The organism is Aeromonas sp. HMWF015 (assembly GCF_963878965.1).
Classification (GTDB): Bacteria; Pseudomonadota; Gammaproteobacteria; order Enterobacterales; family Aeromonadaceae; genus Aeromonas; species Aeromonas veronii.
In genome coordinates this window covers 4,014-15,606 of the sequence record NZ_CAWNZT010000103.1, presented here as the reverse complement: position 1 = coordinate 15,606, position 11,593 = coordinate 4,014, and the positions used below count along the sequence as shown (strand labels likewise).

The 11,593-nt window shown below is 62.7% G+C and carries 10 protein-coding genes and 1 pseudogene; 4 read left to right on the top strand and 7 right to left on the bottom strand.

Going from position 1 to position 11,593, the window contains the following annotated elements; genetic code table 11:
* The 7 genes and pseudogenes from AACS18_RS05100 to AACS18_RS05070 form a co-directional block, all read right to left on the bottom strand.
* A pseudogene (locus tag AACS18_RS05100) lies at positions 1 to 462 on the bottom strand (ABC transporter substrate-binding protein); the annotation flags it as partial.
* A gap of 36 nt (positions 463 to 498) precedes the next feature.
* Positions 499 to 909 carry a MerR family transcriptional regulator gene (locus tag AACS18_RS05095; RefSeq protein WP_108613875.1) on the bottom strand — a complete coding sequence of 137 codons (411 nt, stop codon included), beginning with the start codon at positions 907 to 909 and terminating at the stop codon, positions 499 to 501.
* Between the two features lie 2 nt (positions 910 to 911).
* Entirely contained in the window at positions 912 to 1,880 is a 969-nt protein-coding gene (locus tag AACS18_RS05090; RefSeq protein ID WP_100653898.1) for a hydroxymethylglutaryl-CoA lyase, read from the bottom strand.
* Positions 1,877 to 3,847 carry an acetyl/propionyl/methylcrotonyl-CoA carboxylase subunit alpha gene (locus AACS18_RS05085; RefSeq protein ID WP_108613874.1) on the bottom strand — a complete coding sequence of 657 codons (1,971 nt, stop codon included), beginning with the start codon at positions 3,845 to 3,847 and terminating at the stop codon, positions 1,877 to 1,879. The genes AACS18_RS05090 and AACS18_RS05085 overlap by 4 nt, the downstream gene beginning before the upstream one ends.
* Entirely contained in the window at positions 3,844 to 4,680 is an 837-nt protein-coding gene (locus AACS18_RS05080; protein ID WP_108613873.1) for an enoyl-CoA hydratase-related protein, read from the bottom strand. The genes AACS18_RS05085 and AACS18_RS05080 overlap by 4 nt, the downstream gene beginning before the upstream one ends.
* Positions 4,681 to 4,691: 11 nt before the next feature.
* Entirely contained in the window at positions 4,692 to 6,293 is a 1,602-nt protein-coding gene (locus AACS18_RS05075; RefSeq protein WP_108613872.1) for a carboxyl transferase domain-containing protein, read from the bottom strand.
* Positions 6,290 to 7,432 carry an isovaleryl-CoA dehydrogenase gene (locus AACS18_RS05070; RefSeq protein WP_108613871.1) on the bottom strand — a complete coding sequence of 381 codons (1,143 nt, stop codon included), beginning with the start codon at positions 7,430 to 7,432 and terminating at the stop codon, positions 6,290 to 6,292. Before AACS18_RS05070 ends, AACS18_RS05075 begins: the two co-directional genes overlap by 4 nt.
* A 319-nt stretch (positions 7,433 to 7,751) precedes the next feature.
* On the opposite strand from AACS18_RS05070, the gene AACS18_RS05065 reads away from it, so the two are divergent.
* From AACS18_RS05065 to AACS18_RS23105, 4 genes are all read left to right on the top strand, one after another.
* On the top strand, positions 7,752 to 8,909 hold the full coding sequence (locus AACS18_RS05065) for an acyl-CoA dehydrogenase family protein (protein WP_108613870.1): 1,158 nt from the start codon (positions 7,752 to 7,754) through the stop codon (positions 8,907 to 8,909).
* 140 nt (positions 8,910 to 9,049) lie between these two features.
* On the top strand, positions 9,050 to 9,832 hold the full coding sequence (locus AACS18_RS05060) for an enoyl-CoA hydratase (RefSeq protein WP_108613869.1): 783 nt from the start codon (positions 9,050 to 9,052) through the stop codon (positions 9,830 to 9,832).
* Between the two features lie 18 nt (positions 9,833 to 9,850).
* Positions 9,851 to 10,963: an enoyl-CoA hydratase/isomerase family protein gene (locus AACS18_RS05055; RefSeq protein WP_108613868.1), complete on the top strand. Its 1,113-nt coding sequence runs from the start codon at positions 9,851 to 9,853 to the stop codon at positions 10,961 to 10,963.
* Positions 10,964 to 11,014: 51 nt separating this feature from the next.
* Positions 11,015 to 11,593 (top strand): NAD(P)-dependent oxidoreductase (locus tag AACS18_RS23105; protein WP_258228855.1); only part of this gene is annotated, 579 nt, incomplete at its 3' end.

Sequence of the window (11,593 nt, the reverse complement as noted above, 5' to 3'; positions counted from 1 at the left end):
GAGCTTGCGTTGCAGGTAGACGGGATCGGCATTGAACTGGCCGACGCCGTAGTGGTAGCCGATCACCCCGATGAGGTGATGGCTGGCAGGATCGTCAAAAAAGCGCTGATCCCGGCCCGCTTTGTTCAGGGCCACATAGACCTCGCCACCACCGAGGAAGGGGGCTGTCATCTTGAATTTATCGGTGTCCCAGCCCCACTTGCTGTCTTCAAACAGCATCAGCGAGAAACGGCCCAGATCGAGCGCCTTGTAACGGTTGGCGGCCGAGGTGGGGACAAAGACAAAGGTCACCTCTTTCTGAACGGCATTGAGCTGGTCGATAAGATCCAGCGTCAGCCCTTCATAGCGGGAATCGGGGAGTTTGACCACGAAGGGGGCATAGGGGTATCCGCCAACCTTGATGAGGGGATGGCTCCAGCCAGAGAGGCTGAACAAGAGCAAAAACCAGCACCAATATCTCATGGGATCCCCAGGGCAATAGCTTGCTCCCAGATTCGGTCAATCTGCGCCAGTTTTCAAGCTGTTAAGGGAATTAACACAGCGCTGTTCGGCGGCCTCCAGCTCGGCCATCACCATCTGGATATCCTCCAGCTGCTGGTGCAGCACACCGCGTTTTGCCTCGATCAGCTGGATCATGGAGTGGAGCTGGGTTTTGCTCGATTTGTCGGTGTCGTACATATCGAACAGCTCGCGGATCTCGGCCAGGCTAAACCCCAGCCGTTTGCCGCGCAGGGTCAACTTGAGCCGGATCTTGTCCCGATGGCTGTAGATGCGGGTTTGCCCCTCCCGCAGCGGGGTGAGCAGCCCCTCATCCTCGTAGTAGCGGATGGTGCGCGGCGTGACATCGAATTCGTGGGCTAGCTCCGAAATGCTGTAGGTGATCTCCTTGCCGGGCAGGGAACGGGACATGGTCATGACTCCTGTTGCTGGGCGTGTGGTTGGCAGAGGCGGGCACGCAGCCGTTCGGCATTGGCGTGCAGGGCCTGACCGACCCGAGAGCCGTTGGGGCGACCGAGTTGCTCGCTGACCCACTGGCCGGTGGCCGCCAATTTGTCGAGATCCACCCCGGTCGTCATGCCAAGGCCGTGCAGCAGGTAGACCACCTCCTCTGACGCCACATTGCCGGAAGCGCCCGGTGCATAGGGGCAGCCGCCAAGGCCCGCTACCGAGCAGTCGATGGTGCGAATACCGCGCTCGAGCGCGGGTAACAGGTTGGCCAGGCCCTGGCCGTAGGTGTCGTGAAAATGGACCGCCAGCCGCCCCGCCGGGATCTCGTGCAGCACCGCATCCAGCATGGGGGCAACCGTGCCCGGGGTGCCGACGCCGATGGTGTCCCCCAGCGAAATTTCGTGGCAGCCAAGATCCAGCAGTTGCTCGGCCATGGCGGCTACCCGTTTCGGGCGGGTCGGGCCATCAAACGGGCAGGCGATGACGGTGGAGAGGTAGCCACGCACCTTGATGCCAAGGCGGCGAGCCTCCTGCACCAGCGGGGCGAAGCGCACCAGCGACTCCTCCACGCTGATGCCGATATTGGCGCGGGTAAAACCGTCGGAGCAGGCGGTGAAGAGGCCAATCTCATCGGCGCGGGCGGCAATGGCTGCCTGCAAGCCTTGCAGATTGGGCACCAGAGCGCCGTAACGGGTTGAGCCCTTGCGCGGCAGTGCCTCGAACAGCGCTGCGGAGTCCGCCATCTGCGGCACTTTTTTGGCAGAGACAAAGGCACCCACCTCGATGCGTTGCAGGCCGCTGTCGGTAAGGCGCTGGATCAACTCCAGCCGTTGTACCAGGGAGAGGGGCGCAGCTTCATTTTGCAGGCCATCGCGCGGCCCCATCTCCACCAGACTGACCCTGTCGTCACGGACGTCCTGTGATCGGTTCATGGGTGATCCTCCTGTGTGGCAATCTCTTCGGCAAAGCGTACCAGCACGGCCCCTTGGCTTACCTGCTCGCCCTGTTTGCACTGCAGGGCTTCAATTACCCCGTCCCGCTCTGCACGCAGTTGGTGTTCCATCTTCATCGCCTCCAGCACCAGCAGGGGTTGCCCCTTGCTGACCGTTTGCCCCTGCTCGACCAGCACGGCTACCACGATGCCGTGCATGGGGGCGATTGCGCCTTGCGCCTTCTCGTTTGCCTGATCATGTTGGTGGTTGTGCTGCCGATCATCGGCCGCGAAACGGATGCGCTGGCCCGCCAGGGTCATGATGAAGGTTGCCTCCGAGCCTGCGACCGTCTGAATGGGGATCTGTTGCCAGCAGCCACCCTGTTGCAGCCGGATATGGTCGTCACCTCTCTGGTAGCAACGGGTCTCCCCTTGCCATTCAAACTGGCCGTCATGATCGCTAAGGGTCAATACCCGGCGCTCATCACCGATGCGTACCGCCGCTGTCCAGCAGCGATCCGGCCCAAGGCGAAATCCGCAGGCTTGCTGCCAGGGGGAGGGGCCCGTGGGGCGGCTCGCCAGCCAGAGGGTGGCCAGCGGCCAGACGAGTTCAGGAATGGGCCGTGCTGTGGTGGGAATGGGCCACTGGGTATGGTGGCCCATGGTCAAGACCTCAGGCTCTTCACACAGGCGCAGCAGCAGCGGGCCGTTGTGCACCAGCGGGCCGAGATCCAGCGCCGCCAGCGCATCGGCCAGTTGGGCGAACGCCTCGGCGCGGCTCTGGCCGTGGGCGATCAGCTTGGCGATCATGGGATCGTAATAGGGGCTCACCTCATCGCCAGCGGTGACGCCGGTGTCGATGCGCACGCCAACGGGCCAGTGGAGCCAGTGGATAGGCCCGCTGGCAGGCAGAAAACCGGCCGCCACATCCTCGGCGTAGAGGCGCGCCTCCACCGCATGGCCGCGCAGCACCACTTCCTCCTGAGTGAGTGGCAGCGGCTTGCCTTCGGCTACGGCCAGTTGCCAGGCCACCAGATCCTGTCCGGTTACGGCTTCGGTGACGGGATGCTCTACCTGCAGCCGGGTGTTCATCTCCATAAAGAAGAACTCATCCTTGCAGAGCAGAAATTCGATGGTGCCAGCCCCCTGATAGTGGATGGCCTTGGCAGCGGCCACGGCTGCATCCCCCATGGCGCGGCGCAGAGCCGGAGGGATGTCGGGGGCGGGCGCCTCTTCGATCACCTTCTGATGGCGTCGCTGCAAGGAGCAGTCCCTGTCCCCCAGATAGATGGCATTGCCGAGGCTATCGGCAAAAACCTGTACCTCCACGTGGCGAGCCTGAGGCAGATAGCGCTCCAGCAGCACCAGATCGTCACCAAAGGCGGCCTTGGCCTCCCGTTTTACTGCAGCCAGCGACTCGTCAAAGTCGGCCAGCTGATCGACCCGGCGCATCCCCTTGCCACCGCCGCCACTGGCCGCTTTGATAAGCAGCGGGAAGCCAATCAGGCTCGCCTGATCGCGCAAGAAGTCCGGTCGTTGATCCGTGCCGTGATAGCCGGGCAGCACAGGTACGCCGGCAGCCTGCATCAGCGCCTTGGCCCCCGATTTGTCGCCCATGGCGAGGATGGCGGCGCCGCTTGGGCCGACAAAGCGCAGGCCACGCTGCTCGCAGGCAGTGGCAAAGTCGCTGTTTTCCGACAGAAAGCCGTAACCGGGATGGATGGCATCGGCGCGCGCCTCTTTGGCAATCTTCAGCACCTTGCCGGTATCGAGATAGCTCTCTCTGGCCGGTGCGGACCCCAGATGCCAGGCCTCATCGGCCAGACGGGTGTGCATGGCGTGGGCGTCGGCATCGGAGTAGAGGGCGATAGTGTGGATGCCGAGGCGTTTCGCCGTCTTGATGATGCGCGCGGCAATTTCGCCGCGATTGGCAATCAGCAGGCGTTTAATCTGAGAGTGATGGGTCATGTCTCATCCTTGAAACGGGGACGCCAGGAGGGAGGACGTTTGTCGAAGAAGGCCTGCATTCCCTCCTGGGCTTCGAGCCCTACCCGAACCCGGGCAATGGTCTCGACGGTTTTCTCTTCGTGCAGGCGGGAAGGATGGGCTTCTACTGCCGCCAGCAGCCGTTTTGTCTCTTTCATCGCTTCCGGCCCGTTGCGGCACAGACGAAGGGCTTGCGCCCGTCCCTCCGCCAGCAGTTGATCCGGTTTGCAGAGTTGGTGTGCCACATTGAGCCGACAGGCGGTGATGGCATCGAACGGCTCGGCACTGAGCATGTAGCGGCGCGCCTGACGCATTCCCATGGCGCGTACCACGTAGGGGCTGATCACCGCAGGTACTAGGCCCAGGCTCACCTCGGAGAGGCAGAAGCGGGCATCGTCGCTGGCCAGCACCATATCGCAGGCACAGATCAGCCCCAGCGCCCCGCCGTAGGCGGCCCCTTGCACCAGCGCTACCGTGGGGAAGGGAAGTTCGTCGAGGGTCTGCATCAGCCGCGCCAGTACCCGGGCATCTTCGCGATTGTGCTCGAAATCGGCGTGGGCCAGATTGCGCATCCAGTTGAGGTCGGCGCCCGCGCAAAAGTGTTTGCCTTCGGCCCGCAGCAGCAAAGCATGAGGACGTTCGGCGAGATCATGACCATGGAGATGGGACAGATCATCGAGGCAGTCGAGCAGCCCCAGCATCAGGTCGGCATCAAAGGCGTTGTGGCGGGCCGGGCGCGACAGCACCAGCTCGGCCAGTGGGCCGTGCCGCTCCAGCCGAAACGGGTTCTGGGAGGAAGTAAGTGGATCTGACATAGCTTTGCTCCTTACATCCGGAAGATGCCGTACTGCTCGGGTTCAATGCGGGCACCCTTACAGGCAGTCAGTGCCAGTGCCAGCACGGTGCGGCTCTGGGCCGGGTCGATCACGCCGTCATCCCACAGGCGAGCGCTGGCGTAGTAGGGGTGGCCCTGGCGCTCATACTGCTCTATCACCGGCGCGCGGATGGCGGCCGCCTCCTGCTCGCTCAAATCTTTGCCCTCGGCAGTCAGCTTGTCGCGACGCACCTGCACCAGCACTCCGGCAGCTTGTTCGCCACCCATGACAGAGATACGGCTGTTGGGCCAGCTAAAGAGAAAATCGGGCTCATAAGCGCGGCCACACATGCCGTAGTTGCCGGCACCAAAGCTGCCGCCGACGATCAGGGTGATCTTGGGCACCCGGCTGCAGGCCACTGCAGTGACCAGCTTGGCTCCGTGCTTGGCGATCCCCTCCTTTTCTGCGCTGCTCCCCACCATAAAACCGGTGATGTTCTGCAAAAAGAGTAGCGGGATGGCGCGGCGATTACAGAGCTGAATAAAGTGGGCCCCCTTCTGGGCGCTGTCGCTGTGCAGCACGCCGTTGTTGGCGAGGATCCCCACCTCCATGCCGCAAATACGGGCAAGGCCGGTCACCAGTGTGGTGCCGAACAGCGCCTTGAATTCGTCAAAATCAGAGCCATCCACCAGTCGTGCAATCAGTTCGCGGGCGTCGTAAGGGCGTTTGAGACTGGTGCCCACCAGACCGTAGAGTTCCTCGATGGGGTAGCAGGGGGGCTCGTAGCCCGGGCTGCTCTCTACCGGCTCGTCACCCAGATGAGTCACTAGCGTGCGGGCGATGGTCAGGGCATGGGCATCGTCGCGGGCCATGTGATCAGCAACGCCGGAGTGGGCGCAGTGCACCTCGGCACCACCCAGGGCTTCGGCGCTGATCTCCTCACCGGTGGCAGCTTTGACCAGCGGCGGACCCGCCAGAAAGATGGTGGCCTGCTCCCTGACCATGATGGATTCATCAGCCATTGCGGGGACGTAGGCGCCGCCTGCAGTACAGAGCCCCATCACCACTGCCAGTTGAGGGATGTTTTGGGCCGACATGCGGGCCTGGTTGTAGAAGATGCGGCCAAAGTGATCCCGGTCGGGGAACACCTCGTCCTGCATCGGCAAGAAGGCGCCGCCGGAATCCACCAGATATAGGCAGGGGAGGCGCAGCCGCTCGGCGATGGCCTGGGCGCGCAGGTGTTTTTTCACCGTGAGCGGGTAGTAGGTGCCGCCTTTCACTGTGGCGTCGTTCACCACCAGCATGCAGAGCCGGCCCGAGACCCGACCGATGCCGGTGATGATGCCGGCGGCGGGCACCGGCTCGTCATAGACCTGCCAGCCAGCCAGCGCCGACAGTTCGAGAAACGGGGAGCCCGGGTCCAGCAGCTGATTGATGCGCTCGCGGGGCAGCAGCTTGCCACGGGCCTGATGGCGGGCGTTGTTGGCCGCGCCGCCTCCTAGCGCGATCTCGGCAATGCGGGCGTGGAGAGCGTCGACCAGCTCCTGCATGGCGGCCCGATTGGCCGCATATTCCGGGCTCGCCGTGTCGAGGCGGGAGTGGATACGACTCATGCATTTTCTCCCATCAGCTCGCGGCCGATGAGCCAGCGGCGGATCTCCGAGGTGCCGGCGCCGATCTCGTAGAGTTTGGCGTCCCGCAGTAGGCGGCCAGTGGGGTATTCGTTGATGTAACCGTTGCCGCCGAGCAGCTGGATAGCGTCGAGGGCCATCTGGGTGGCGTTTTCGGCGGCAAACAGGATGGCTGCGGCGCAATCTTTACGGCTGGTGCGACCCTGATCGCAGGCGCTCGCCACCGAGTAGACCAGCGCCCGGCTGCTGGCGAGGCGGGTATACATGTCGGCGAGCTTGCCCTGCACCAGCTGGAACTCGCCGATGGCTTGACCAAACTGCTTGCGCTCACGCACATAGGGCAGCACTACATCCATGCAGGCCTGCATGATGCCAAGGGGGCCCGCAGCCAGCACCACCCGCTCGTAATCGAGCCCGCTCATCAGCACCTTGACCCCGCCGTGCAGGGTGCCCAGCAGGTTCTCCTGCGGCACTCGGCAGTTGTCGAACACCAGCTCGCAGGTGCTGGAGCCGCGCATCCCCAGCTTGTCGAGCTTCTGGGCGGTAGAAAAACCGGGAGTGCCGGCTTCAACGATAAAGGCAGAAATTCCTTTGGGGCCCGCACTGGTATCTGTCTTGGCATAGATGACGAAGGTGTCGGCATCGGGCCCGTTGGTGATCCACATCTTGTTGCCGTTCAGCACAAAGTGATCGCCCTCGCGCTCCGCGGTGAGGCGCATGCTCACCACATCGGACCCTGCGCCCGGCTCGCTCATGGCTAGCGCCCCCACATGCTCGCCGCTCACCAGCGGGGGGAGGTAGCGCGCTTTTTGCTCCGCCGTGCCGTGGCGGTGGATCTGATTGATGCAGAGATTGGAGTGGGCGCCGTAGGAGAGGCCGACCGAGGCGCTGGCGCGGCTCACCTGCTCCATCACCAGCACATGGGCCAGATAGCCGAGGTTTACCCCGTTATACTCCTCCGCCACCGTGATGCCGTGCAGCCCCAGCTCACCCATCCGGGGCCAGAGATCACGGGGAAAGGCGTTGCTCTGATCGATCTCGCTGGCGCGCGGGGCGATCACTTTCTGGCAGAAGGCCGCAACCTGTTCGGTCAGGGCATTCAGGGTTTCATCCATCTGCATCCATGCTCTCCTTGCGGATATGACAGTCGGGTAGGAAGGTTGGTTCGACCGGCTGACTCGGCGTTACGGCTGGTAGTGGTCGGTCCATTTTGTACTTCACTTCTGCCACAAGTTTACGTTAGCGTAAACGTAAATCAATTGTTAATCTGTTGTGTGTTGATAAAGCGGTGGTAGTGAAAGAGTCATCAGCTGCCACGACAACAGCGCCATAGTGGCAGATCCGACAGACGCAGCGTGTGGGCGCCGCGTCATAAAGCACTAACTCAGGAAAAGAAGTGCGGGGCAACAAGCGCGGGGCAACAAGGGAGCGAACGACAAGATGGATTTTACCCTGACCGATGATCAACAGGCGTATGTGGAGGCGGCCGCCGCCTTTGCCGATGAGGCGCTCAAACCCCATGCCGCGCGCTGGGACAAGGAGCATGAGTTTCCGATCCCGACCATCAAGCAGGCGGCCGGGCTAGGTTTTTGTGGTCTCTATACCCCAGAGCAGTTTGGCGGATTGGGGCTGCCGCGCCTCGATGCGAGCCTCATCTTCGAACGCCTCGCCATGGGTTGTACCTCGACCACTGCGTATCTGACCATCCACAACATGGTGAGCTGGATGCTGGGCAGCTGGTTGCCCACCGAGGTTGCCAAAGAGTGGGTGCCCAAACTGGCCAGCGGCGAGCTGCTGGGATCCTATTGCCTCACCGAGCCGGGGGCGGGTTCCGATGCGGCGGCACTCAAGACCCGGGCGGTGCGCGAGGGTGACAGCTACCTCATCGAAGGAACCAAGATCTTTATCTCGGGAGCGGGGAGCAGCGATGTGCTGGTGGTGATGACGCGCACCGGTGGTGAAGGTGCGAAGGGGATCTCTGCCTTTATGGTGCCGGCTAATGCCCCCGGCGTGAGCTATGGCAAGGCAGAAGAGAAGATGGGCTGGAACAGCCAGCCGACCCGGGAGGTTGTCTTTAATGGGGTTCGCATTCCTGCCTGCTATCGGTTGGGCGAAGAGGGGGAAGGGTTCAAGTTCGCCATGCAGGCCCTCGATGGTGGTCGCATCAATATTGCCACCTGTTCGGTGGGCACCGCCCAGCAGGCGCTGGACGATGCGCTGGCTTATGTGCAGCAGCGCCAGCAATTTGGTCACCCGATCAGCGAATTCCAGAGCGTGCAGTTTCGCCTGGCCGATATGGCGACCGAGCTGGCCGCCGCCCGCCTGCTGGTACGTCAGGCCGCCGACAAGCTGGATCGCGGGGCACCCGACAAGAGTGCCTGGTGTGCCATGGCCAAACGGTTTGCCACCGATGTGGGTTATCGAATCTGTGATGAGGCTCTACAACTCTTTGGCGGCTATGGTTATATCCGCGAGTATCCGCTCGAGCGCTATCTGCGCGATACACGGGTACACCGCATTCTGGAGGGCACCAACGAGGTGATGCGACTCATCATCGCACGCCGTATGCTGGCCGATCCCGGTTTGTCGCTGGGCTAACCGGTGGTCGCATCAAGGGGGTGTCTACAGCCACCCGATTTGCACCATGCCATGCCGGTTTCGGCTTTGTGAGCCAGCCACAGGTTGGTGTCACTCAAGCCTGTCATCATGGCGGCAGCTTCATCGACAAGGACAATGTTATGACAAGGATCAGACTCGAATATCATGGCCACGTGGCCTATATCACTCTCGACCATCCCCCTGCCAACACCTGGACCCTCGCCAGCCTGCAGGCCTTTTTGCAGATGATGGTGGAGCTCGACAGTCGTCCCGATGTGGTGGCGCTGGTGATCCGTGGTGCGGGCGACAAATTTTTCTGCGCCGGTGCCGACCTCAATATGTTTGTCGAGGGGAATGTCGAGCTGGCCCGCGAAGTAGCCGAGGCCTTTGGCAAGGCCTTCGAGGCGCTGGCCCGTTTCCATGGCGTCAGTATCGCCGCCATCAATGGTTATGCCATGGGCGGTGGCCTGGAAGTGGCGCTGGCCTGTGATATCCGCATCGCCGAGCAGCAGGCGTTGCTGGGACTTCCGGAAGCCTCGGTGGGCTTGCTCCCCTGTGCCGGTGGCACCCAGCGCCTGACCGAGCTGGTGGGGCCGGGCTGGGCCAAGCGGATGATCCTCTGCGGCGAGAAGGTGAGTGCCTCGCTGGCCTACGAGATGGGGCTGGTGGAGGAGGTGGTGAAAACCGGTCAGGCGTGGGAGGCCGCGCACCAGATGGCCCATCTGGTGGAGCGCCAGAGCCCGAGTGCCCTGCGCGCTTGCAAAACTCTGATCAATCAGGGCCGCAGTGGCCCGCGGGATGCCGCCTTGCCCCTTGAGCGAGCGCGGTTTCTCGATCTCTTTAGCGATGCCAACCAGCGTGAAGGGGTGGCCGCCTTCCTGGAGAAACGCTTACCGCGCTGGCAATATGGCCCAACAGAATAAATCCATACGGAGCCGTTTATGAGTGAGCCGGTCAAGGTTAGCTGTTATCCCACCGAAGATGGCCATCAGATCGGGGTGTTGACCCTCGATAGCCCTGCGTCTCTCAACGCATTGAGCCTGCCGATGATCCAGATCCTGCAACAGACGCTGACCCGTTGGGAGCAGGATCCCGCCATCGTCTGTGTACTGCTGCAGGGGATGGGTGAGAAGGCATTTTGTGCCGGTGGCGATATCCGCTCCTTCTATTACCGCAAACAGGAGGCAAGCGGATCTGAATTGTTCGAATATGCCCGCGACTTTTTCGAGCAGGAGTACCGGCTCGATCACCACATCCACTGTTACCGCAAGCCCCTGATCTGCGTGGCGGACGGTATCTGCATGGGGGGCGGCATTGGCCTGTTTGCCGGTGCCGATTTTCGGGTGGTGACCGAAAAGAGCCTGTTCGCCATGCCGGAGGTAACCATAGGACTCTACCCCGACGTGGGAGCGAGCTGGTTTTTAAGCCGGATGCCGGGGCGACTCGGGCTCTGGCTCGGTCTGACTGGCGCCCGCTTCAACGGGAGTGATGCCATCGGTCTTGGGCTGGCGGATCACGCCATCGCCAGTGGCGAGCGCAGTGCGCTGTTGTCACGCCTCGCCGTACTTGACTGGGCTGGCAGTGGTGAGCCCCGTGAGCAGATCGATCTGCTGCTCAGGGGATTGCACAGTGAGGTGGCGGCCCGGTTGCCAGCGCCTGTATTGCTGCCCCATCAACAGAGGATCGATGCCTTGCTGGCGGGACGCACGCTGCAAGGGGTATTGGCGCGGTTGTTCGAGGCTCAGTTCGATGAACAGGAGGCGGTACTCCAGCAGGCGCAGCAGCTCTGCCGCACCGGCAGCCCCATCAGCCGTGCCATTTTGTGGCGCCAATATTGGCAGGCTCGCCGCAACTCACTGGCAGAGGTATTTGCCGAGGAGCTGACCCTCTCGGTCAACTGCGTGCTGAAGGGGGATTTTGTGGAAGGGGTACGGGCACTGCTGATCGACAAGGATAAAGATCCCCGCTGGCAACAGTTGCCACCGGAGGGGGAGTGGCTGGACGAGTTCTATCGCTGGCCGCAGGGGCGCAATCCGTTGGCCTGCAAGGAATAACATCTTGGCAACCGGCGGACGCCGCCATCAGCAACGCAAGGAGCAAGCGGGATGACAAGGATAGGGTTTATCGGGCTCGGCAACATGGGGGGGCCCATGGCGGCCAATCTGGCCAGGGCCGGGCACAGGGTGCAGGTGTTTGATCTGGTTGCCCAAAACATTGAGCGCGCCATCGCCGCTGGCTGCATCGCCACGGGGGATGCCCGTGAGGCGGTGACCGGCTGCGAGGTGGTGATCAGCATGCTACCTGCGGGGGAGCATGTGCGCGACCTTTGGTTGTCTGAGGGGCAGGATCTGCTGGCAGCCCTGCCGGTTGGTGCACTGGTGCTCGACTGCTCCACTATCGATGCCGACTCTGCCCGTCAGGTCGGGGAGGCAGCCCGCGCCCGTGGTTTGCGCTTTATCGATGCCCCTGTATCGGGCGGTGTCGTCGGTGCGGCCGCCGGGACGCTCACCTTTATCGTTGGCGGCGACGCGGCAGATTTCGAGGCGGCGAAACCCCTGCTCGCCAGCATGGGGCAGAACCTGTTTCACGCCGGTGCACTGGGGGCGGGGCAGATCGCCAAGATGTGCAACAACATGCTGCTTGCGATCCATATGGCGGGTACCGCCGAGGCGCTGGCCCTCGGG

What these genes read in the sequence shown, in the direction of transcription:
- AACS18_RS05095 (WP_108613875.1), bottom strand. Translation starts at nt 909, where the DNA reads ATGTCCCGTTCCCTGCCCGGCAAGGAGATCACCTACAGCATTTCGGAG.
- AACS18_RS05090 (WP_100653898.1), bottom strand. Translation starts at nt 1,880, where the DNA reads ATGAACCGATCACAGGACGTCCGTGACGACAGGGTCAGTCTGGTGGAG.
- AACS18_RS05085 (WP_108613874.1), bottom strand. Translation starts at nt 3,847, where the DNA reads ATGACCCATCACTCTCAGATTAAACGCCTGCTGATTGCCAATCGCGGC.
- AACS18_RS05080 (WP_108613873.1), bottom strand. Translation starts at nt 4,680, where the DNA reads ATGTCAGATCCACTTACTTCCTCCCAGAACCCGTTTCGGCTGGAGCGG.
- AACS18_RS05075 (WP_108613872.1), bottom strand. Translation starts at nt 6,293, where the DNA reads ATGAGTCGTATCCACTCCCGCCTCGACACGGCGAGCCCGGAATATGCG.
- AACS18_RS05070 (WP_108613871.1), bottom strand. Translation starts at nt 7,432, where the DNA reads ATGCAGATGGATGAAACCCTGAATGCCCTGACCGAACAGGTTGCGGCC.
- AACS18_RS05065 (WP_108613870.1), top strand. Translation starts at nt 7,752, where the DNA reads ATGGATTTTACCCTGACCGATGATCAACAGGCGTATGTGGAGGCGGCC.
- AACS18_RS05060 (WP_108613869.1), top strand. Translation starts at nt 9,050, where the DNA reads ATGACAAGGATCAGACTCGAATATCATGGCCACGTGGCCTATATCACT.
- AACS18_RS05055 (WP_108613868.1), top strand. Translation starts at nt 9,851, where the DNA reads ATGAGTGAGCCGGTCAAGGTTAGCTGTTATCCCACCGAAGATGGCCAT.